The 21,211-nt window shown below is 55.6% G+C and carries 19 protein-coding genes; 12 read left to right on the plus strand and 7 right to left on the minus strand.

Annotated elements, in window-relative coordinates; translation table 11 throughout:
* Positions 1 to 126: 126 nt before the first annotated feature.
* Positions 127 to 285 (minus strand): rubredoxin, encoded by a 159-nt coding sequence (gene rd / locus CPAR_RS05085; RefSeq protein ID WP_012502239.1) that lies wholly within the window; start codon positions 283 to 285, stop codon positions 127 to 129.
* Positions 286 to 326: 41 nt separating this feature from the next.
* Entirely contained in the window at positions 327 to 1,004 is a 678-nt protein-coding gene (locus CPAR_RS11380; protein WP_012502240.1) for a GNAT family N-acetyltransferase, read from the minus strand.
* Positions 1,005 to 1,167: 163 nt separating this feature from the next.
* On the opposite strand from CPAR_RS11380, the gene CPAR_RS05095 reads away from it, so the two are divergent.
* A complete protein-coding gene (locus CPAR_RS05095; protein WP_012502241.1) occupies positions 1,168 to 1,653 on the plus strand; it encodes a lipocalin family protein in 486 nt (161 codons plus the stop codon).
* A 99-nt stretch (positions 1,654 to 1,752) separates the two neighbouring features.
* Complete coding sequence (locus CPAR_RS05100; RefSeq protein ID WP_012502242.1) at positions 1,753 to 2,421, plus strand: TMEM165/GDT1 family protein; 669 nt, start codon at positions 1,753 to 1,755, stop codon at positions 2,419 to 2,421.
* Between the two features lie 13 nt (positions 2,422 to 2,434).
* Here the strand turns inward: CPAR_RS05100 and CPAR_RS05105 are convergent, their stop codons facing one another.
* Positions 2,435 to 4,981: an ATP-binding protein gene (locus CPAR_RS05105; protein WP_041466279.1), complete on the minus strand. Its 2,547-nt coding sequence runs from the start codon at positions 4,979 to 4,981 to the stop codon at positions 2,435 to 2,437.
* Positions 4,982 to 5,096: 115 nt separating this feature from the next.
* On the opposite strand from CPAR_RS05105, the gene CPAR_RS05110 reads away from it, so the two are divergent.
* The 4 genes from CPAR_RS05110 to CPAR_RS05125 all read left to right on the plus strand — a co-directional run bounded on the left by CPAR_RS05110 (position 5,097) and on the right by CPAR_RS05125 (position 9,063).
* Positions 5,097 to 5,765, plus strand: coding sequence for an ABC transporter ATP-binding protein (locus CPAR_RS05110; protein WP_012502244.1), 669 nt, complete (start codon positions 5,097 to 5,099; stop codon positions 5,763 to 5,765).
* Entirely contained in the window at positions 5,762 to 6,547 is a 786-nt protein-coding gene (locus tag CPAR_RS05115; RefSeq protein ID WP_012502245.1) for an ABC transporter permease, read from the plus strand. The genes CPAR_RS05110 and CPAR_RS05115 overlap by 4 nt, the downstream gene beginning before the upstream one ends.
* Before the next feature lie 613 nt (positions 6,548 to 7,160).
* Positions 7,161 to 8,657, plus strand: coding sequence for a hypothetical protein (locus CPAR_RS05120; protein ID WP_012502246.1), 1,497 nt, complete (start codon positions 7,161 to 7,163; stop codon positions 8,655 to 8,657).
* A gap of 85 nt (positions 8,658 to 8,742) precedes the next feature.
* On the plus strand, positions 8,743 to 9,063 hold the full coding sequence (locus CPAR_RS05125; protein ID WP_012502247.1) for a hypothetical protein: 321 nt from the start codon (positions 8,743 to 8,745) through the stop codon (positions 9,061 to 9,063).
* 81 nt (positions 9,064 to 9,144) lie between these two features.
* On the opposite strand, the gene lgt is transcribed toward CPAR_RS05125, so the two are convergent.
* A complete protein-coding gene (gene lgt / locus CPAR_RS05130; protein ID WP_012502248.1) occupies positions 9,145 to 10,011 on the minus strand; it encodes a prolipoprotein diacylglyceryl transferase in 867 nt (288 codons plus the stop codon).
* A gap of 129 nt (positions 10,012 to 10,140) precedes the next feature.
* Here lgt and CPAR_RS05135 point away from each other — a divergent pair, with 129 nt between their 5' ends.
* Together CPAR_RS05135 and CPAR_RS05140 are read left to right on the plus strand one after the other, a co-directional pair.
* Entirely contained in the window at positions 10,141 to 11,337 is a 1,197-nt protein-coding gene (locus tag CPAR_RS05135) for an ATP citrate lyase citrate-binding domain-containing protein (protein ID WP_012502249.1), read from the plus strand.
* A gap of 62 nt (positions 11,338 to 11,399) precedes the next feature.
* A complete protein-coding gene (locus CPAR_RS05140; RefSeq protein WP_012502250.1) occupies positions 11,400 to 13,226 on the plus strand; it encodes a citrate/2-methylcitrate synthase in 1,827 nt (608 codons plus the stop codon).
* 149 nt (positions 13,227 to 13,375) lie between these two features.
* On the opposite strand, the gene CPAR_RS05145 is transcribed toward CPAR_RS05140, so the two are convergent.
* Positions 13,376 to 14,548: an NAD(P)/FAD-dependent oxidoreductase gene (locus CPAR_RS05145; protein WP_012502251.1), complete on the minus strand. Its 1,173-nt coding sequence runs from the start codon at positions 14,546 to 14,548 to the stop codon at positions 13,376 to 13,378.
* A 235-nt stretch (positions 14,549 to 14,783) separates the two neighbouring features.
* On the opposite strand from CPAR_RS05145, the gene CPAR_RS05150 reads away from it, so the two are divergent.
* Positions 14,784 to 15,770: a phosphate acetyltransferase gene (locus CPAR_RS05150; RefSeq protein ID WP_012502252.1), complete on the plus strand. Its 987-nt coding sequence runs from the start codon at positions 14,784 to 14,786 to the stop codon at positions 15,768 to 15,770.
* A gap of 6 nt (positions 15,771 to 15,776) precedes the next feature.
* Here the strand turns inward: CPAR_RS05150 and CPAR_RS05155 are convergent, their stop codons facing one another.
* Positions 15,777 to 16,676: a LysR family transcriptional regulator gene (locus CPAR_RS05155; protein ID WP_012502253.1), complete on the minus strand. Its 900-nt coding sequence runs from the start codon at positions 16,674 to 16,676 to the stop codon at positions 15,777 to 15,779.
* Between the two features lie 182 nt (positions 16,677 to 16,858).
* Between CPAR_RS05155 and CPAR_RS05160 the strand changes: the two genes are divergently transcribed.
* The 3 genes from CPAR_RS05160 to purT all read left to right on the plus strand — a co-directional run bounded on the left by CPAR_RS05160 (position 16,859) and on the right by purT (position 20,400).
* On the plus strand, positions 16,859 to 18,319 hold the full coding sequence (locus tag CPAR_RS05160) for an aminoacyl-histidine dipeptidase (RefSeq protein ID WP_012502254.1): 1,461 nt from the start codon (positions 16,859 to 16,861) through the stop codon (positions 18,317 to 18,319).
* A 93-nt stretch (positions 18,320 to 18,412) separates the two neighbouring features.
* The gene (locus tag CPAR_RS05165; protein ID WP_012502255.1) at positions 18,413 to 19,213 is read left to right on the plus strand and encodes an adenylate cyclase; all 801 of its coding nucleotides are present in this window, start codon (positions 18,413 to 18,415) and stop codon (positions 19,211 to 19,213) included.
* Between the two features lie 8 nt (positions 19,214 to 19,221).
* Positions 19,222 to 20,400, plus strand: coding sequence for a formate-dependent phosphoribosylglycinamide formyltransferase (gene purT / locus CPAR_RS05170; RefSeq protein ID WP_012502256.1), 1,179 nt, complete (start codon positions 19,222 to 19,224; stop codon positions 20,398 to 20,400).
* A gap of 90 nt (positions 20,401 to 20,490) precedes the next feature.
* Here the strand turns inward: purT and CPAR_RS05175 are convergent, their stop codons facing one another.
* On the minus strand, positions 20,491 to 21,174 hold the full coding sequence (locus CPAR_RS05175; protein ID WP_156773376.1) for an SRPBCC family protein: 684 nt from the start codon (positions 21,172 to 21,174) through the stop codon (positions 20,491 to 20,493).
* Positions 21,175 to 21,211 lie beyond the last annotated feature (37 nt).

Consider the following 21,211-nt stretch of genomic DNA (forward strand, 5'->3'; position numbering starts at 1 on the left):
GGGCTTCAGCCCAATGTTCTTGGTTATCGTAGTTTGATTTCTGTTTGACGGAGAAATGAAAAAATCAGGGCAACCGCAAGGGATTGCCCCTACAGAAGATGATGACAACCATCAAGATTGTCTCGCTCACTCCTTTGTGAACTCCTCCTTTCCAGCGCCGCATATCGGGCAAATCCAGTTTTCAGGCAGATCTTCAAACGACGTGCCAGCCTGAATATCTCCCTCGGGATCGCCTTTTTCAGGGCTGTAAATGTATCCGCAGATCACGCATTTCCACTGTTCCATGATGGTGTGTTGTATTGGTTGGAAAGCGGCTCTGATTGGGGTCAGAGTTGAGATTCAAATTTTTTGAACTGGCTCATGGCGCCGTTGCAGACCGGGCAGCACCAGTCACCGGGAAGCTTGTCGAAGCAGACGCCCGGCGGGATGTTGGTTTCGAGGTCGCCTTCGGCAGGATCGTAAATGTAACCGCACTCCTCACACATCCAGGCCTGCATCTCCGGCTTGTCCTGTTTGCTTTCGGTTTGGTTCATAACTGTTCCTCCGGTTGAGTCATTTTCCAGAAATTTCCTGAAGGCCACCATCGACGAGCGCGAAAAACCGTGCGTTTCGTAAAAACGGTGGGCGGCATCGTTGTCGCCGTCGGTCAGGAGGGTGATCCTCCCGTATTCGTTTTCATTCGCCCATTTGCACGCATAATCGAGGAGCTGGGAACCGATACCCTGGCCCCGGAGGGCGGGCTCGACGATCATATCCTCAAGCATCGCAACCTTCTTGCCGAGCGCCGTACTGACCAGGTTCAGCAGCGCAACCATGCCGACGATGCGTCCCTCGCTTTCGCAGACGAACACTGTGCCCGTCGATGGGTTGCCGATGATCATTTCGAGTCCGGCCACCTGCTTCGACGAATCCGGCACGAATTCGTGTTCCTGGCTGAAGAGCAGGTGCAGCAACCGGACGCAGGCGTCGATGTCGCTCGGTTCGGCGATACGAATAGTCGGCATGATTAACAACGCAAAGGTGAAGAGAGTTTCAAGCTTGAATGCTATTGAAAAAGAGCGACAATAGCAATTGTTTCGCAGTGTTACGATTATGGTGAAACTTTGGCGTTACCGCTTTTCGTTTATAAAAGTATGTCATCAGAAAACGGTAAAACTTCATTCTATCATGTTCGGAAATCTTTTACGCAAACGGTTGCATCGCGGCGGGCCAGCCACGGTTCCGGAAGTCGATGTCATGAAATACTGCGGCACGTGGTATGAAATCGCCTCGATACCGAGCAAGCAGCAGCGCGGCTGCGCCAGCACGAAAGCCGAGTACACGCTCGACGCCGCCAAAGGCATGGTGCTGGTACGCAACTCGTGCAAGCGGAACGGCCGGGAAAAATCCATCCGTGCGACCGCCGTGCCCGTAGACGGTAGCGGCAACGCCAAGTTGATCGTCACCTTTTTCAGATGGATCAAAGCTGATTACTGGGTCATCGGGCTGGCCGACGACTACTCGTGGGCGCTGGTGTCGAATCCTTCCAGAACGCGCTGCTGGGTGCTGTCCAGAACGCCGTACATGGATGATGCCACCTACGCAGAGCTGCTCGAGCAGTTGCGCCTGAAGGGAATCGATACAGCTCAGATGGTGAAGACCGCTCAGGGATAAAGCTTCCTGCTTGACGGTTCCTGAGTTGTTGTGTTTGGAACAAAGGGGAAATTCGGGCATATTTTGCGGCAAAGCAATCAGTAATCCCGATTTTCCCCGATGCAGGCATTCTGGCTCTCTTTCGCGATGATTTTTCTGGCCGAGCTTGGCGATAAAAGCCAGCTTCTGGCCCTTGCTTTGGCGACCTGCTACAGTCCGCGTACGGTGCTGTGGGGAATTTTCTGGTCGACGCTTGCCGTGCACGTCTTTTCGACGGGTATCGGCTGGCTGATGGGAGATTTGCTGCCGACCGATCTTATCACTTTTGCTGCTGGAGTGTCGTTTGTCATCTTCGGCTTCTGGACGCTTCGCGGCGACAGCCTCGACAACGATGATGAGGCGGGGGAGTGCAAAACCGGCGTCAATCCTTTCTGGCTGGTTTTCTCGACCTTTTTCATGGCTGAACTTGGCGACAAGACCATGCTCTCCACAATCAGCCTCGCCACCACGAATCCATTTATTCCGGTCTGGATAGGCTCAACCCTGGGCATGGTGGTGTCGGATGGCCTGGCGGTCATGGTCGGCAGGATGATGGGCAGGAACCTGCCGGAAAAGGTCGTGACCACGGGAGCCGCTATCGTTTTTTTCCTGTTCGGCGTTTACTGGATGTACCTCGGCGGCGTCATGCTCTCCCTGATGATCTGGGGAATTGCGCTACTCGTGCTGGTTGTTGCCGCACTCTTCTTTTTCCGTGATCTGATCTGGAAGCAGCGCGGCAACGAAGCCTGAACGGTGAGCAGATTTACGATGCGTCCGCAGTTTCGTATGCCGGCAGAAAAAGCGTTCCACCGCCCTCGGTCTGATCGAGCGTGACCTGCCAGAAGGGGAGCCAGCCGGTTGTGACGATCTGAATTACCACGTCGCTCCGCCGGGGCGAGAGCTCTTCGGTCGTGAGCGCCGATTCGAGATGTTCCCACCGCGCCGTGATTTCCGCTGCCTGCTCTTTCAATTCAGCCTCTATCTCCTCCTGCTGGTTTTTCAGCTCCTCGATGGTCTCGACCGACTCTTCGATATCCGCCTTGGCGTTGGCCGTCATGCGGCGGCGGTTGATGGCGCTGCTGATGCCCCGGGTGCTTTTTCTCCCGAGAAAGAAGCCCAGCAATGTTTCGCCGATCCCGACCAGTTCGCTGGCTTTGCGGTTCTGATGTTCGGCCTCATCCTGCGCCAGCTCGCGCTCCTCTTTCCTGATCTTGTCGGCAATGCGGTCAAGCTGGGTGGCATATTTCTTTTCGAGCGCATCGACCTCCTTGTCACGCTGTTCGCGAGCGGCTTGTTGCAAGCGAATGGCGAAATTGCGTTTGCTCTCTTCCTCGGTACGGAACAGGCCTGTCGCCGGATGGATGGAGATCGGCATACGTTCATTCCGGTACAGCCAGTCGGAAAACGAGCGGTTGCACGACGATAGCTTTCGGGCGCTGGTGAGCGTTTCGGGCAAGGCGGAGAATCCGGCTGCTTTGGAGTCGGCTTGCTCCGAAAGTTCGTCTTGGGTAAGGCTGACCGGTTGACTGTTGTCCCAGTCGGGATTGCCCGCGACATCGAAATCCGTGCAGGCAAGAAGCAGCTGCCGGCTTCGGCTGATGTCCCGTTTTTTATCCACGAAATCGACCGAAGCGCAGCCGATGAGCGCGGGTTCGTACAACAGCTCTGCTGATGCCGGTAACGGCTGCGAAGCGCCCGCTCCGGAACGTCGGGCGAGAGCGGCTACCGGATTGACGGTGACCGGCACGAACAGTTGCTGTATCGAAGGGTCTAACCCCGGCGGAACGGCTGTGTATCCGGATGGCAACTCAGCTTCGGCATTCGGAGTCGGAGCGGAAGTTGTGCCGTTTGTGGGCGTTGGGCTGGACGTTGCTGATTGAGCGGTTGAGCCATTTTTGCGCCCGGCCATGAGGGTTTTGATCTGCGGGCGGGTCATCGGACCGGAGAGGAAGCTCATCGCCCAGCGGGTCTGGAAGATTACCGGACGGTCTTCGTGAACGTTGTGCATGAGGAAGACGCGCTTGCCGAGCTGGCTGATGACCGTGTCGAAATCGAATCCGGCATCCGACCCGCCTGCCGTGCTGATGGCGCTTTTCAGTCCTTCGAGCACGCGCGCCTTGTCGCGCTCGGCCTGCAATTTGCCGATGAACCAGGTGCCGGTGTTGGTCAGCGCCTTGTAGTCCAGATCGACCGGGTTCTGCGTCACCAGTACGCAGCCGACGCCGAACGCGCGGGCCTGTTTCAGCATCGTCATGAGCGGCCGTTTCGATGGTGGTTCGGAGACCGGAGGCAGGTAGCCAAACACCTCGTCGAAATAGAGTAGCGCCCGAAGGCTCGACGTGCCTTGCTGGGCTCGCGTCCAGGTCAGGACGTTTTCGAGCAGCAGCGTGACGAAGAACATCCGCTCGTTTTCCGAAAGGTGGGCCAGCGAGAAGATTCCGAGGCGAGGCTTGGCATCGGCGGTGTACAGCATGGTGCCGATGTCGAGCGGTTCGCCGTCAAGCCAGCTCTGGAACGACGGCGAGGCGAGCAGGGCATTGAAGGTCATGGCGAGTTCGAAGCGCTCTTTTTCGGGGTAGAAAGTGTTGACGTCGAACACGCCGACCTGTCGCATCGGCGGGTTCTGGATGGAGCCGATCAGCGAGACCAGATCGAGGTCGGTGCCCGCTCGCCAGAAATGCTCGAAGATTCCGGAGAGCAGAATCGATTCGCGGCTTTTGACCGGATCGCCATCGATGCCGACGAGGCCGAGCAGGGCGCTGACCGTTCCGGCGATGCGTTCACGGATCGCCTCAGCTTCTGCGGTGAAATCGAGCTTGGGAGCGGCAAGGCTGCCGAGAATGTTTACCGGAATCCCGGCATCGGAGCCAGGGGTATAGATGGTAAGCTCCGCCGAATCCTTGAGTTGACGAATGCGATCAGGAGTGATTCCCCAGTCAGCCAGACCGTTTTTCCACATCGAGGCAGTATCCGCGGCAAGCTCTTCGGGGCTTTTGCCTTTGCGACGCGCCTCGTCCTGATCGACCCACGGCAGGAAATCTTCGGGCGAGAGGTTGGGGAACTGCAAAAGCAGGTTGGTCATGTCGCCCTTTGGGTCGACGAGGATCACCGGCACCTTGTCGAGCGCTGCTTCTTCAAGCAGGTCGATGCAGAGGCCGGTTTTGCCGCTGCCGGTCATGCCGACGCAGACCGCGTGGGTGGTCAGGTCGCGGGCATCGTAATGCACCGGTTGCTCAAGACGTGCGCCCGACTTGAGGTCGTATTCAGCGCCGAGGTAAAAGGAGCCAAGCCGTTCTTCGGGAGCTTTCATCATGTGCGGGGGTGGTTTTGATGGGCGATCCATTGATTTAGTAAATAAGAAAATAAGTTCCGATCTTTTCAACAATCCTTTTTACCCAAGGGCAGGCTAAAAACAGAAATCACCGATGATAAAACTCCTTGAACTCAGAGACCTTTCGTTCGGCTACGACAAAGGTGGACCGCCGGTTTTCGAGCATCTTTCCCTTGAGGTGCGATCCGGCGAGCTGCTCGTCATCAAGGGGGCATCGGGAAGCGGCAAGTCAACCCTGTTACGACTCATCTGCCGGCTGAACACGCCTCGCTCCGGGTCGATTCTTTTCAAGGGCGAGAACACAAGCGGAATGAAGCCCTCTTCGCTTCGCTCGATGGTGACCTATGTGCCGCAGATTCCGCAGATGATCGATGGCTCGATTCGCGACAACCTGCTTCTTCCGTTCACCTTTGTACAGGGCCAGCGTAAAACGGCACCGGATGACCAAACGCTTGAGCGGATGCTCGAAGCCTTCTATCTGAACGGCGTCACGCTTGCGCAATCGGCAAACAAGCTGTCGGTCGGTCAGAAACAGCGCCTGTCGATCATGCGCGCGATTCTCACCGAGCCCGATGTGCTGCTGCTCGACGAACCGACCTCGGCGCTCGATGCCGAAAGCGCGACGATGGTTTTTTCGATCATCGAACGACTCAACACCGAGGAGGGCAAAACTGTGCTCATCGTTACGCATAGCGACTACCAGCCAGACGTTCCGCAGGCACGAAGCTGCACCTTCCGCAACGGAAACCTTGAATGCGCATGAACCCGATCATAGAAATTTCCATCCCGCAGCTGCTGCTTGCGCTGCTCTTTATCCTCGTTGCGCAGGCAACCTCGTTCATCCACAAGCTCGGGCTGAACAAGGACATCACCATCGGAACGATCCGCACGGTCTCTCAGCTCTTCGTTATGGGGTACGCCCTGACCTTCATCTTTGGCGCCAACAATCCGTGGCTGACGGTCGGCATCTTTGTTGTCATGGTCTTCTCGGCGGTGTTCATCGTGCGGGGGAGGGTGAAGGAGAAGCAGATCGCCTACGAAGTGCCGACTTTTTTGACGATGGTATCAAGCTACTTTCTGACGGCGCTTTTCGTCTCGTGGCTGGTGATCGGCGTGCACCCGTGGTGGGATCCGCGCTACTTCATTCCGACGGCGGGCATGGTGATAGGCAACTCGATGTCCGCGCTCGCGATCTCCATCGAGCGGCTTTTCTCGCAGATGCGCCAGCAGCGCGAGCTGGTGGAGATGAAACTCTGCCTCGGCGCGAACTTCAAGGAGGCGAGCCGCGACATCTTCAAAGGAGCGGTCAAGGCGGGTATGATTCCCTCGATCAACGCCATGATGGGCGTCGGCCTTGTGTTCATCCCCGGCATGATGTCCGGCCAGATCCTCGCAGGGGCCGACCCACTTATCGCCATCCGCTACCAGATCGTCGTCATGTTCATGCTCGTCGGCTCCACCGCTATGAGCACCATCATCGTGACGCTCATCATCCGCCGCCGTTGCTTCGGAAAAAGCGAAGAGCTGGTTGTGTCGGCGGACTAAATAGGGGAATGGCGAAGCCGTTGACTTTATAACGTATTACAACGCTCATCAACTTGCATTTTCTGCAGCCTCAACTTCTCTGTTTGCAGCTCGTTCACACAACATCTCAATTCCCATAGCGATCACCAAGCAGCATCGCTCCTTACCGATCGAAAAATCCATATCCACAAAGTCGAGATGGATATCCGTTTGGCGGATCTCTTCGATTATTTTGATCGATGGCTGTTTTTTAATGCTTGCGATTTGATAACTTCATAAGTGAGAAAATTATTTTTTTCACAGCTTCTCTATTCTGGTTGCGGAACGGATGAGTATTTAGCTCCCAGGCTTTCGTATGCAGAATTAACCTTCCATTTAACAAGAGTTTCCATAACTCTTTTCTCAAGACTCCGTAACGCCCTTGCTCTGAGAAGGGCTTGTTGTCTTCAGCGCAAAAAATACCCGGCTTGAATTTCAGGCTGGTTTTTTCCAGTACTCAAACATCAAACTTCGTTCATCAAACGGTTTTAACTGTCTCTTGAGGTTGATTTGAGCGCATGGCCATTTTTGCTTGATTTGTGCGCCTGATCGGTAGTTGACTGAGACTTCTCTCAACAATCAAAGGAGGTCTATCATGAAGTTTGTCAGAAAGTGTGGACTCATCATTTGTCTGCTGCTTATGTCAGCGGGCACGGTGTGGGGGGCCGATGCGGCCAGAATTACTCAGCTTGCCAGCAAGGTACACACCGACGTAAATCAACTGGTTAAAGTCAGAAAGGTTCAGTTGCCCATTGCAGTCAGAGAGCAGAAAACGTTTCTGCTGACTCAACCGGAAGTTCAGGAGGTGCGGGAACTGAAGGGCAACAACCTGCTGGTGCAGTTCAAGGATGGCAAGAAGCTGCTGATGCTGCTGGGGGAAGATCGTCTCGGTTCCGCCGATCAAATTCAGCCGGTGCAGAAAAAGGTGCTGCTACCGGTGCAACAACAGTTGACTCCGGTAAAGAAGCAGCTTATTCCTGTAACGGAGATCAGGCGCCCAGTGCTTAAGCTTATCCCGTGTGCGCCCAAGAGCAACAAGGCTCTGATTTTCGATTGCCTTGAGGATGATGCCAATGTGGTGTCGCCAAAAATCTGGCAACAGGTCAAATCCGATCTGGAATCGCTCGGGTACAGCGTAACGACGCGGCTCAACAACTCTGCCAATCTCTCCAATGCCGCCCTGATCGACAATGGCGAATACGGTGTTGTGGTGATGCGTGGTCACGGTGGTGACCTGGGTGGTGATTTCGGTTTCCTTGTTCGTCCCTGGTACTCCAGTTACCCGTCGGGCAGCAGCGGCTATGCTGGCACCATTCCTGCCAGTGCGTACAACCATGCGGTTGGAGCCACGCAGTTCGGATATGTCATTACCGGAACGTTCAGCTCTACCTATTGGGCTGACAAGGCGTTTCCTTCCACGATATTCTTCCTGGAGAGCTGCCACGGTGCCGATCCGGGTGCTCTGCCCGGCATGCCTACCTGGACCACCAATCACGGTGCTTCGGTATGGCTTGGATGGAACGAATCGGTCTCCTTCAATTGCGGCGACAACGGCACGGACCTCTTTTTCCAGAAGCTGGCTAACGAGCAGAAGACCGTTGCCGAGGCGGTTGACGCCGTATATGCTACCGGTTGCCGTCCTCCCGAGCTGGTTGCTTTTCCGACCAACAAGGGGGCTTGCCAACTGGCCGTGTACAAAGCCGATGCCAATGAAGCTGCAGTGCCCGACTCCCGTGATTTCAAACTGCTCAGGCTGGTGTCGGGTTATGGCAGGCTCTATGCAACCATCTCTTTTTACAGCGCGCCGGCTTTTAACGAGTTCTTTTTCTACGTCGATACCTCCGGCAATGCTGCTGCTGAAGTACTGGTGAAATGTCACGGAAGCAATGTGGAGGTTTACAAGCAGACTCAGCCGGGCTTGTACAACAACAAGGTCTATACCGGAACCGTTACCAAGAGCGGTAATGATTACAGTTTCGATATTCCGTGGAACACCTCTTTAGGTGCGGCTGGCAGCGCCAAGGTTTGGCTCTATGACATGAGCGGCAAGGATCGGCTGCCCGATACCGGAAGCGTTACGGTGCTGAAGTAACCGACAGTGTCTAAGAATTCCCAATTGAAAAACGGCGGAGTCGGCCAAAAATCGGCTCCGCCTTCTTGTTTACAGGAGGTGCTGTATGAAAAGATTTTTTTCTCTCTGGATATGGCTGTTTCTGTTCACGGCTACGGCATGTGTCTCGGAGTCGGGGACTGGTGTGGAAGCGTCCTCACATGAACAGCTTACACCCGAGGTACTGGTGGAACAGGCAGACGCAAAGTATGACGAATATCTGGCCGCCAATGAAGGCGATCGCGTAGCGGCAACGAACAAAACCGCTGAATATCTGCGGGGACTTGCGGGTGTGAAAGAGGTGACGGTTCGCGGTAGCGATACCCTTTTCGTCATTATGGAAGACGGCAAAGAACTATTGCTGATGCTGGGCAAGAATCGTCTTTGAAAGGGAATGGGACGAGTTTGTTGGGGGCAGATCAATACAACTGCTTGCTTGACAAGAGAGGAAAAGATCAGCCCCCAAAACTTATTTCTTGTTCTCGCTCGCCACAGCTCCTGCCGCCCGCCGCTTAGACCACACCAGAATCCCGATTCCCGCCGCAATCATCAGAAAGCATAACACCTGGCCCATCGAGAAGTTCAGGAAGACAAAGCCGAGCTGGGCGTCGGGTTCGCGGTAGAATTCGATGAAAAAGCGTACCGTGCCGTAGCCGATAAGGTAAAGACCGGAGAGAAAGCCGGGCCACGGAGCTTTTTTGCGAATCGACCAGAGGATGATGAAAAGCACGATGCCTTCGAAAAATGCTTCGTAAAGCTGGGAAGGATGGCGTAGCGCCACGGTTGGAGCGGCAGGGAAGTACATGCCGATGGCCGAGGTTGTGACGCGGCCGTAGAGTTCGCCGTTGATGAAGTTGCCGAGACGGCCGAAGGTATAGCCGAGCGGCAGGGCGGGAATGAAGAGATCAACGGTTTTGAGAAAATCAACCTTGTGCTTTCGGGTAAACAGCCACAAGGCGAGGGCAACGCCGATCAGCCCGCCGTGGAACGACATGCCGGTAATGCCCGCGAAGGCGCAGGTTCCATTACCGAAGTTGAACGGCAGCAGGGTTCCGATGGGATCCTGCAGAAACCATTCGAAACCGTAAAAAAGGATGTAGCCAAGACGCCCGCCGATCAGCACCCCGCCCATCGCCCAGGTAAGGGCATCACCGGGAAAGCTCTTGTCGAAGGGGAGTTTTTCAGTCGCGATTCTGTACTTCGAAAGCAGCCAGACGATCGCGAACGCAATGATATACATGGTTCCGTACCAGCGGATGGCAACAGGGCCGACAGAAAAAATGATGGGGTTCATGTCGTATGGTAGATGCTGCCACCAGGTAATGAAATCGTGCATTGTTACTTTTTTGTCGGTTGGATTGGGTTAACGAGTCTTAACGTCTTGGTAACAAGACAGAATATAGCTATATTTAAACTTTGCACTTTTCTTTTCGCACAATTACCTGAAAACGTAAACACATAGAGCATGGCTAAAATTCTTGAAGGGCCGGCCATGAAGTTGTTCAACAAATGGGGCATTCCTGTGCCTAATTATGTTGTCATCATGGACCCTGACCGTCTTGCACAGCTTGGTGAAGCTAATAAATGGCTGCGTGAATCGAAACTCGTCGTCAAGGCACACGAAGCCATCGGCGGCCGTTTCAAACTCGGTCTCGTTAAAATTGGTCTTAATCTCGAACAGGCCATCGAAGCTGCCAAAGAGATGCTTGGCGCCAAAGTCGGCACGGCTGAAATCGGCCAGGTCATCATCGCTGAAATGCTCGAGCATGACGCGGAGTTCTACGTTTCGATTATCGGTAACAAAGATGGCGCTGAACTGCTGATTTCCAAGCACGGCGGCGTCGATATCGAAGACAACTGGGACAGCGTCCGCCGTATCCAGATCGAACTCGACGAGAATCCCACCATCGAGCGACTCACCGAGCTTGCCAAGGATGCCGGTTTCGAAGGCGAAATCGCCGAGCGCGTCGGCAAGATCTGCTCCCGTCTCATTCTCTGTTTCGACAACGAGGACGCACAGTCCATCGAAATCAACCCGCTGGTTATCCGCAAGAGCGACATGCGCTTCGCCGCGCTTGACGCCGTTATGAACGTGGACTATGATGCCCGGTTCCGCCATGCCGACTGGGATTTCAAGCCGGTTTCCGAAATCGGCCGTCCGTTCACCGAAGCCGAGCAGCAGATCATGGAGATCGACTCCAGGATCAAGGGTTCGGTCAAGTTCGTTGAGGTTCCCGGTGGTGAAATCGCTCTGCTGACCGCAGGCGGCGGCGCATCGGTCTTCTATGCCGACGCAGTCGTGGCTCGCGGCGGAACCATCGCCAACTATGCAGAATATTCGGGCGACCCGGCCGACTGGGCTGTGGAAGCGCTCACCGAAACCATCTGCCGTCTGCCCAACATCAAGCACATCATTGTCGGCGGCGCTATCGCCAACTTTACCGACGTGAAGGCTACCTTCAGCGGTATCATCAACGGCTTCCGCGAAAGCAAGTCGAAGGGCTACCTCGAAGGCGTAAAAATCTGGGTGCGCCGTGGCGGCCCGAACGAAGCTCAGGGCCTTGCCGCTATCAAGCAGCTCCAGGAGGAAGGCTTCGACATTCACGTCTACGACCGCAGCATGCCGATGACCGATATCGTCGATATGGCGATGAAGTCTTGAGGGATGTCCTTGTAAGATGTTGAAATTTAAGACTATAGAAACTCATTAAATCTGATTGAACCGTGAGCATTCTCGCAAATAAAGATACCCGGGCAGTCATCATCGGCGGCGTAGCAGGCGTCAATGCGGCAAAACGCATGGCCCAGTTTGACTTTCTGGTCAACCGTCCGCTGACCGTCCAGGCTTTCGTGTATCCGCCCGAAGCCGGCCAGCAGAAAGAGATCTTCCGCGGCGGCGAACTCAAGAACGTCACCGTTTACGACTCCCTGGCTCCTGCTCTCGAAGAGCATCCGGATATCAACACCGCACTTATCTACCTCGGCGCATCCCGCGCTGCCCAGGCTGCCAAAGAGGCGCTTGAGTCCCCGAACATTCAGCTGGTCTCGATGATCACTGAAGGTGTTCCGGAAAAGGACGCCAAGCGTCTGAGAAAACTTGCCCAGAAGCTTGGCAAGATGCTGAATGGCCCGTCCTCCATCGGTATCATGTCTGCCGGCGAGTGCCGCCTTGGCGTGATCGGTGGTGAGTTCAAGAACCTGAAGCTTTGCAACCTGTACCGTCAGGGTTCGTTCGGCGTTCTGACCAAGTCCGGTGGCCTGTCCAACGAAGCCATGTGGCTTTGTGCCCAGAACGGCGACGGCATCACCTCTGCCGTGGCTATCGGTGGCGACGCCTATCCCGGCACCGACTTCGTGACCTACCTCGAAATGTTCGAGAAGGATCCCGCAACCAAGGCGGTCGTCATGATCGGCGAGGTTGGTGGTAATCTCGAAGAAGAAGCCGCAGAGTGGCTGGCCGCTGAGCCGCGCCGCATCAAGCTGATCGCCGCCATCGGTGGTACCTGCCAGGAAGTTCTGCCTCAGGGTATGAAGTTCGGCCATGCCGGTGCCAAGGAAGGCAAGAAAGGTGCAGGCTCCGCCCGCTCCAAGATGAACGCACTCCGCGACGCCGGTGCGTACGTTCCGGATACCTTCGGTGGTCTCAGCAAGGAGATCAAAAAAGTCTATGAAGAGCTGATCGCTGCCGGTGAAATCAGCACCGAGATCGACGAGGCTGTGCTGCCTGAGCTGCCGCCGAGCGTTCAGGAGGTCATGAAGCAGGGTGAAGTGATCGTTGAGCCGCTCATCCGCACCACCATTTCCGACGACCGTGGCGAAGAGCCGCGCTATGCCGGTTACGCCGCTTCGGAGCTCTGCTCGAAAGGCTATGGCATCGAAGATGTCATCGGCCTGCTCTGGAACAAAAAGCTTCCGACCCGCGAAGAGTCCGAAATTATCAAACGCATCGTCATGATTTCGGCAGACCACGGTCCTGCCGTGTCGGGTGCGTTTGGTTCGATTCTCGCCGCTTGCGCAGGCATCGACATGCCGCAGGCTGTTTCGGCTGGCATGACCATGATCGGCCCCCGTTTCGGCGGCGCCGTGACCAATGCCGGCAAATACTTCAAGATGGCTGTCGAGGACTACCCGAACGACATCCCCGGCTTCCTTTCCTGGATGAAGAAGAATGTCGGCCCGGTTCCCGGTATCGGCCACAGGGTCAAGAGCGTCAAGAATCCCGACCAGCGCGTGAAGTATCTGGTGAGCTACATCAAGAACGAAACGTCGCTGCACACTCCGTGCCTCGACTACGCGCTTGAGGTCGAGAAGGTCACTACGGCCAAGAAGGGCAACCTGATTCTGAACGTTGATGGCACCATCGGCTGCATTCTGATGGACCTCGACTTCCCGGTGCACTCCCTGAACGGCTTCTTCGTTCTGGCCCGTACCATCGGTATGATCGGCCACTGGATCGATCAGAACAACCAGAACTCGCGCCTCATCAGGCTCTACGACTACCTGATCAACTACGCAGTGAAACCTGAACAAGAGGTTCCTGAAAAGAAGTAAGGTAATAGTATTACAGGACGGGACGTGGTGATCCCACGTTCCGTTTCAACAGTAAAAAAGCAGGCCAAAAGCCTGCTTTTTCTGTTATTCTGAGGATAGCAGTCGGCAAAGAATCAAGTTGCTTTGCCAGACCAACAACCCGGTAGCGATTACATGCCGGGAATGCGGGGGATATATTTCATCTTCGACAGCTTGTAATAGATTCCCCACGACTTTTTCAGCCAGTGGCCGACAATCGGCAACGGAATAAACATCTGGCTGTGGCCGGTACGGTAGACGAAGCCTGCGCCGTCGCCGGTGTCCATGACGCAGAGGACGTTCAGGTGCTCCTGGTAGCCCTTCATCGGCTCCTGATGACCGAAGTGTTCGGCGAGGCAGTTGTTGGCCGTACAGTCGGCCATGAACTCTGCGATATGGCCCTGCTTGGCTTTCCATTCCGGCCCTTCAAGCGCTGCTGAATCGCCGACAGCGTACCAGCCATCCACGCCGATGACGCGGCAGAAGTCGTCGATTTTCACGAACCCGGCATCACTCAGGGGAAGATCGGAATTCTTGAAAACGCTGTGGCCTGATCCGGCAGGAATGAACATGGTGAGATCGCTGTCCAGCTTGCTGCCATCCTCGAACACCACGCCGTCAGATTCGAAGCGCGTAATCTTTTTCCCGTAGTGCTGGTGCATGTTTTTCGACTTGAACATGATGTCCATCATATCGAGTGCCTTCTGGCCCATTTTCTGGCCCGGTGAGGCCATTGGAGCGAAAAAGGTCATCTCGAAATTGTCTCTGATGCCGAGCTTGGTGAGCTTGTGGTGGAGGTTGAAAAACAGCTCGAAACCCGGGCCGCCACGCACTGCGCTTGGGTCTTTCGGGTTGCCGCCGAAGCCGAAGGCGATCTTGCCGTGGCCGCGCTCGATGAGAGCGTCAATGCGCTCTTTCAGGCGAATCGAGTGCTCCGGTGCGCCGCAGATCGACAGGGTGTGCTCAATGCCTTCGTGCTTGACTTTGTCCGAACCGAGCGCAATCACGAGGAAGTCGAAATCGCTGCGCTTACCACCTTGCTGAAGCGTCACCGCGTCGCGTGCGGCGTCGATACCTGTTACTTTGTCAAGGGTCAAGGTAAAGCCATGCTTTTTTGCCAGTTTGGCGAGCGGAAAGGCCACGTTGTTGAACTTCTCGGTTCCTACCGGAATCCAGATGGCAATCGGGTAGATGAACAGATACTCACGGTCGGATACCACTTCGACCTCGAATCCTCTCTTGCGGAAGGCGATCGCAGCCGCAATACCGGCAATGCCTCCTCCCAGAATCAAAACTTTTTTCACAACCAGCTACTTCTTTAGTTACACCTTTTCAGTGGAGAATGATAAGGCCGTTAATATAATGAGAATTATGGTCATATGCCAATAATTCATTAAATCATTCTTCATAACCTTGAAAGACGACGCACAGGTTCAGCAAGGAAAAGTAACGAGCCGGTGAACGTAACACGCTGAATCTTGGAGTTGATTATATTGAAATCAGCAATCCATATCTGCAAGCAACCTACAAAGACGTGATATGAGCCAGCGAACCCATGCATTTGCCACCGATGAACCGCCGGAAATACAGGTGCATCCTCACGATCGTTACCATGCTGTCATCGAGCGATGCGCGTCACTGCCTCCGCTTGTAACGGCCGTGGTGCATCCGGTTGAGGCGCTCGATCTTCAGTTTGTCGCTGATGCGGTCAGGGAGCATCTGATCGTGCCTGTGCTTGTGGGGCCTGCCGACCGCATCCGTGAGGCGGCTTCGAAGGCTGGAATCGATCTCGCCGATTGGGAAATTGTGGACACGGAGCACAGTCACCAGGCCGCCGAGCACGCCGTCAGGCTTGCCGCAACCGGCCACGTTCAGGCGATCATGAAAGGCTCGCTGCATACCGACGAGCTGCTCGGGCCGATCGTGGCCCACGGCTCCGGGCTGCGTACCGAGCGGCGCTTGTCGCACTCCTATGTGATGGATACGGCCGGGTACCACAAATGGCTCATCGTCACCGATGCGGTAGTGAACATTTCGCCGGATCTGTGCGCAAAGGCTGACATCTGTCGGAATGCCGTCGATGCCTGGGTGGCGCTCACCGGGGAGGAGCGCCTGCCGAAAATCGCCGTGCTCGCCGCTGTTGAAGTTGTCAATCCTTCCATGCAGGCCACGCTCGATGCCGCCGCACTCTGTAAAATGGCCGAGCGCAAGCAGATCACCGGCTGCATCATCGACGGCCCGCTGGCATTCGACAACGCCATCAGCAAGCAGGCAGCCAAAGAGAAGCACATCGTTTCACAGGTTGCGGGGGATGCGGACATTCTGCTTGCGCCGGATATCGAGGCGGGCAACATCCTCGCCAAGCAGCTTACTTTCATCAGCCACGCCGATGCGGCGGGCGTCGTCATGGGCGCAAGGGTGCCGGTGATCCTGACGAGTCGTGCGGACAACCTCCGAACCAGATTGCTCTCCTGCGCACTGGCCGTGCTGGTACATCAGGCAAAAGAGGCCGGACTGATCAAATAGCGAATGTCACCGTTGGGTGTGATGCTGCAGGCCGAAGCGCATGAAGAGTTCGACCAGTCCACCGCTCTGGCCGTGCAGCGTGATGAAGTAGAGCTGCCGGTGCATCGAAAGTTTCCTGACCCGCAGCGTTTTGAGCAGCCCCTCTTCCAGCTCTTTTTTGACCGCATCCTTTGAAATAAAAGCCATGCAGTTCTGCGAATACATCAGGTAGGACTTGATCGATTCTGAGCTGCCGAGATGCATCTCGACGGTCATGTCCGACAGCCGGAGCCCTGCCAGCTTCAAGCCGTTGGCGATCACTTCGAGAGTGCCGGACCCTGGTTCGCGGAGCAGCAGCGGGGTGGCGGCCAGTTCATCGAGGCGGATATCATCTTTGCGCGCAAGCGGATGGGCGGGATTGCAGACCAGCAGAATTTCGTCTCTCGCGAACGGGGTGTAGATGATGTCCCGCCGCTTTGATTCACCCTCGATGATGCCGAGCATGATTGTATGCTGCAACAGCGCGTTTTCGATCTGTTCCGTGTTGGCCGTGAGCATCGAAAGGCGTACTTCTGCGTAGAGCCGGTGAAACATCGCCAGCAGGGGAGGCAGCACATACTGCGCGATGGTGGTGCTGGCGCCGATGCTGAGCGATCCGCGGTGCACTTCGTGGAGCATGTTGAGCTCGTCCTCGAGCTGGCGTGCAATGTCGTGAATCGCTTCGGTATGCTTCAGGAGAATCCGGCCGCCCTCGCTCAGCGCCACGCGGTTGCCCCGGCGCTCGAACAGTCGCAGGTTCATCTGCCGCTCCAGCTCCTTGATATGCTTGGTCACCGCAGGCTGGCTGATGTAAAGCTCCTCGGCGGCTTTGGTAAAGCTGAGTCTGCGTGCGACCGTATCGAAAACCTTGAGCCTGAAATCGATCATAAAGTGTTGGCTTAAGCGATTGACCTGTTTGCGGTTTGTTTGAAATATAAAATAACGATTTCCATAACTATTGGTTATCTGACGGGGAACATCGTTGACTTTATGCAGCGCTTTTTTATTCTCTCAAATTATGGTGATACTATAACAATCAGTTTGTCGCAGAAACGTTGAATCTGGAGATTATGACCACTACCATTCCTGAGCTGGAGCCCCGTGCGCTTTGGAGGCATTTTTATAACCTGACGCAAATCCCACGACCATCCGGCCACGAGCAACAGATCAGGGAGTACGTTGCTGATTTTGGCCGACGGCTCGGGTTGAAAAGCCTGATCGATGAGGCAGGCAATGTCATCATCAGAAAGCCTGCCAAGAAAGGCATGGAGCAGCGCAAAGGCGTCATCCTTCAGGCGCATCTCGACATGGTGCCGCAGAAGAATGCGGACAGCCATCACGATTTTGAGCGAGATCCGATCGAAGCTTACTTCGAGAAGGGTTGGGTTCGTGCCCGAGGCACAACGCTCGGGGCCGACAATGGCATCGGCGTCGCCGCAGCGCTGGCAGTGCTGGAGTCGGAATCGCTATCACATGGGCCACTCGAAGCGCTGTTCACAGCCAATGAGGAGGCCGGAATGACCGGGGCAATGGGGTTGAAGCCGGAGGTTCTTGAGGGAGAAATTCTTCTGAACCTCGACTCCGAAGATGAGGGTGAACTGTTCATCGGGTGCGCCGGTGGGCTTGATGGCACGATGACGTTCAGGTACAGCGAAGCATCGCTTCCTCCCGACTATGCCGGATTTGAGATCAGGGTTTCAGGACTGAAAGGTGGGCATAGCGGTTTGGATATTCATCTTGGTCGGGGCAACGCCAACAAGATCATGAACAGGCTGTTGCAAGCTGGCCACGACTGTTGCAGCTTGCGGTTGGCCTCGATTGATGGCGGAAGCCTGCGCAACGCAATTCCCCGTGAATCAACGTCACTCGTCACGCTTCCATCCGATCGCGCTGAGCTTTTTGTCGAAACGCTCAAGCGCCTTGGGGCAACAATCGCGGAAGAACTGGCGGCGGTTGACCCGGATTTGCGTATCGAGATTAGAGCTGCTGAGATTCCGGATACGGTTATCGATAACGAATCTTTCGGGCGCCTCCTCCAGGCCGTTGCCGACTGCCCGAATGGTGTCGTGCGAATGAGCGGCGAAATGGATGGCGTGGTTGAAACGTCGAACAATCTGGCGAGGGTGAAATCGAACGCCGGAAGCATTGCTGTCGAGTGCCTGCTCAGAAGCTCCGTTGATTCGTCGCTTGAAGAGCTTGCGACGAGCATCCAGAGCGTCGCTGATCGTGTTGGTGCGACCTCTTCGTTCACCGGCGGCTACCCTGGCTGGAAACCAGATCCGGATTCGCCTATCCTGAGCCTGATGCAGCGCATCTATCAACAACGTTTCGGAAAAGCTCCGGAAGTCAAGGCTATTCACGCCGGGCTGGAGTGCGGCATCATCGGCGGTATCTATCCCGGGCTCGACATGATTTCGTTCGGGCCGACGATTCGTTTTCCTCACTCGCCTGACGAAAAGGTCGAATGCGCGTCGGTCCAGAAATTCTGGGACTTCCTCGTCGATGTGCTGGCCGATATTCCGGCAAAGTGAGCCGTTCATTGATGTTCATGTCCTGTCGGCAAGCGGGATAACCGCACGGGAGTGCTATCTTCTATTTTGCTTTAATTTCGCCGATCCGCACCAGTGAAAACGCCATACAGCTACAACACCATAACGGATTTTCTCCTGTCGCAGCCGCTGACGGTCGATGTCGAGATCGATGACGAAAAGGCGGGCTGCTTTCCCCTGAAGTGCATCGAATTCGACGCCACGGTACTGTACGTCGGGATGCACGATTTTGCACGACTGACCCTTGAGTTTTCGCCTACGGAGATCCTGATCTACCTGAACATGTTTCTCGTCTGGATGCGGGAGTCGCTTGCGCGGGAGCCGTTCTGCGTGGTCGAGCGTTTTCTGGACAGCGCGATTGTGCTGCTTTTCTCAAAAAAGTTCGGTTCGGAGGAGCCGTTTTTCGACGCTATCCGTGCTGCGCGCTGGATGGGCGAAAATGACGAACTGCTGTTCAAGCCGGATATGGGCATCGCCAGCGGACGAGTCGCTGCCGGCTTTGCGGGCACACCGAAGGAGTTCACCGGCTCGGTGTTCGGCCGTCCGCTTCTGCTGGCCGCTGCCTGCGCGAAAATGAAGCCCAGGGAAGACATGGCCGCCTGCATTACTTTTCCCGAAGATGAGTGGCGTGGCCGCTCTTTTGCCGAGCTGTTTCCGCCGCTGGAGTTCGATCATCCCGAAAAGGGGCGTGTCCGCCAGCCTGCGGCCTGGAAGCTCGGTGAGCCGAGAAGTGTCGAAATCCCTTCGCTCGGCACGGTCGGACTGCGGGATGTGGCAACCTTCGTCCATTGGCCGCCTGACCGTGATGCGAAAGAAAAAGCCCGCGAGTGGTTCGCGCAGATCAAGGCGAAAGGGTTTTACAAATACAACAAGTAAAAGAATTTATGTCGAAAACAATCATGCTGCTGGGCAGCGGGGAGTTGGGGAAAGAGTTCGTGATTGCCGTCAAGCGTCTGGGCCAGCGCGTTATCGCCGTGGACAGCTATGACGATGCACCCGCCCAGCAGGTCGCTGACAAACGCGAAGTGATCGACATGCTCGACGGCAACGCGCTCGACGCGATTGTTGCCAAGCACAAGCCCGACATCATTGTGCCGGAGATCGAAGCTATTCGCACTGAGCGCTTCTACGATTACGAGCAGCAGGGGATTCAGATGGTACCCTCCGCGCGTGCGGCCAACTTCACCATGAACCGCAAAGCCATCCGTGACCTTGCCGCCCGTGACCTCGGTCTGCGCACGGCCAACTATCTTTATGCTGCCTCTCTCGACGAGTTGCGGACGGCGGTGGCGGAGGTCGGCCTGCCCTGCGTGGTCAAACCGCTGATGAGCTCGTCGGGAAAAGGGCAGAGCACCGTGCGGAGCGAGGCTGATATCGAAAAGGCGTGGAGCTATTCGCAGAGCGGTAAGCGGGGCGACATCGCCGAGGTGATCGTCGAAGCGTTCGTGGCGTTCCATACCGAAATCACGCTGTTGACCGTGACGCAGAAAAACGGGCCGACGCTCTTCTGCCCGCCCATCGGCCACCGGCAGGAGCGTGGCGACTACCAGGAAAGCTGGCAACCGTGCCGCATCAGCCCGGAGCATTTGTCGCAGGCACAACAGATTGCCGGAAAAGTAACCGAAGCGCTCAGCGGCGCAGGCATCTGGGGCGTGGAGTTTTTCCTTGCCGCCGATGGGCTCTATTTCTCGGAACTCTCGCCGCGTCCGCATGATACCGGCATGGTGACGCTGACCGGTACGCAGAATCTTTCGGAGTTCGAGCTGCACGCCCGCGCAGTGCTCGGCCTGCCGATTCCCGGCATCGAACTCTTGCGCGTCGGCGCAAGCGCGGTGATTCTTGCCGATAAAGCGGGCACAAATCCGTCGTTCGATGGTGTGGAAAAAGCGCTTGAACAACCCGGCAGCGACATCCGGATTTTCGGCAAACCCACCACGCGCCCCTACCGGCGCATGGGCGTAGCGCTCATGTCTGGCGAATCCGACAGCGATGTCGAGCTTGTCAGGCAGCAGGCAATTGCCAATGCGGCAAAGGTTCGGGTGGTGTGCGACGAACTTGAATGAAGAGGGCGGAAGTGTGGTGCATGGCTCTCTTTACAGCAGAGGTGACAAAATTTCTTGACTGTCGCCTTTGCCGGATGATGAGAGGCAAAATCAGTCTGCAACAGGTTGCGGAGTTTGTTGTCCCGGTTTAGGTTTGATTCCGACAGTCTCGGCAAAATGCAAGGCGTATATGCTTGATTCAGCACGCTTTTTCATTGCGGCAAGCACCATCGGCAGATCGTTCTGTTGAACCTTGCGAACGAACATCGGCGGTGCAAAAAAATCCGGTTTGATCTTTGCATTGAAAGTAAGCATGGTTCCTTTACCGTCAGGGGCTTTATCGATCAACCACTCACCCTCATAAACCTTGAAATCGCCTTCCAGCTGGTGAAAATCAAGCCTTTTCGGATACTCTCCCTGAAGGCTCAGCTTGATATACACGGTTTTTCTGAAAAGCAAAATGCCGGTTTTGCCCCTTTCAAACATTACCTGCTCACGCCCGTTGTCTGAAATCAGACCGCTGTCGATCAGCTTGGGCACGAAATGTTTGTGATTGTTGTAATCGGTGATGGCTGCCCAGATGTGCTTCGGTGAAGCCGCGATGTAGACCGAACCTGTGACGCCGGTAATGCCATCATCAAGGTCAGTGGTTTGAACCGAAATGCCCTTGAATTCTGCTTCATCATTTTTGCCCGATACGGCGGCCCATGAATCGAGCGGAGAGAAGGTCAGCAGGCACAACATGGCGACGAGGGCCATAAAGAAATATCGTCGGTGCGAAATCTTCTGGCGCATGGTGACTGTCCGGTTATGAGTTGTGGCCGCGTTGAAA

The sequence above is a fragment of the Chlorobaculum parvum NCIB 8327 genome, assembly GCF_000020505.1.
In the GTDB taxonomy this organism is placed as follows: Bacteria; Bacteroidota; Chlorobiia; order Chlorobiales; family Chlorobiaceae; genus Chlorobaculum; species Chlorobaculum parvum_A.

Bases quoted from the DNA above. Each gene is read 5' to 3' on its own strand.
- CPAR_RS05125 (WP_012502247.1), top strand. From the start codon at position 8,743: ATGAAAAGATTTTTTTCTCTCTGGATATGGCTGTTTCTGTTCACGGCT.
- purT (WP_012502256.1), top strand. From the start codon at position 19,222: ATGTCGAAAACAATCATGCTGCTGGGCAGCGGGGAGTTGGGGAAAGAG.
- CPAR_RS05175 (WP_156773376.1), bottom strand. From the start codon at position 21,174: ATGCGCCAGAAGATTTCGCACCGACGATATTTCTTTATGGCCCTCGTC.
- CPAR_RS11380 (WP_012502240.1), bottom strand. From the start codon at position 1,004: ATGCCGACTATTCGTATCGCCGAACCGAGCGACATCGACGCCTGCGTC.
- CPAR_RS05095 (WP_012502241.1), top strand. From the start codon at position 1,168: ATGTTCGGAAATCTTTTACGCAAACGGTTGCATCGCGGCGGGCCAGCC.
- CPAR_RS05120 (WP_012502246.1), top strand. From the start codon at position 7,161: ATGAAGTTTGTCAGAAAGTGTGGACTCATCATTTGTCTGCTGCTTATG.
- CPAR_RS05135 (WP_012502249.1), top strand. From the start codon at position 10,141: ATGGCTAAAATTCTTGAAGGGCCGGCCATGAAGTTGTTCAACAAATGG.
- CPAR_RS05115 (WP_012502245.1), top strand. From the start codon at position 5,762: ATGAACCCGATCATAGAAATTTCCATCCCGCAGCTGCTGCTTGCGCTG.
- CPAR_RS05160 (WP_012502254.1), top strand. From the start codon at position 16,859: ATGACCACTACCATTCCTGAGCTGGAGCCCCGTGCGCTTTGGAGGCAT.
- CPAR_RS05110 (WP_012502244.1), top strand. From the start codon at position 5,097: ATGATAAAACTCCTTGAACTCAGAGACCTTTCGTTCGGCTACGACAAA.
- CPAR_RS05100 (WP_012502242.1), top strand. From the start codon at position 1,753: ATGCAGGCATTCTGGCTCTCTTTCGCGATGATTTTTCTGGCCGAGCTT.
- lgt (WP_012502248.1), bottom strand. From the start codon at position 10,011: ATGCACGATTTCATTACCTGGTGGCAGCATCTACCATACGACATGAAC.
- CPAR_RS05150 (WP_012502252.1), top strand. From the start codon at position 14,784: ATGAGCCAGCGAACCCATGCATTTGCCACCGATGAACCGCCGGAAATA.
- rd (WP_012502239.1), bottom strand. From the start codon at position 285: ATGGAACAGTGGAAATGCGTGATCTGCGGATACATTTACAGCCCTGAA.
- CPAR_RS05105 (WP_041466279.1), bottom strand. From the start codon at position 4,981: ATGAAAGCTCCCGAAGAACGGCTTGGCTCCTTTTACCTCGGCGCTGAA.
- CPAR_RS05155 (WP_012502253.1), bottom strand. From the start codon at position 16,676: ATGATCGATTTCAGGCTCAAGGTTTTCGATACGGTCGCACGCAGACTC.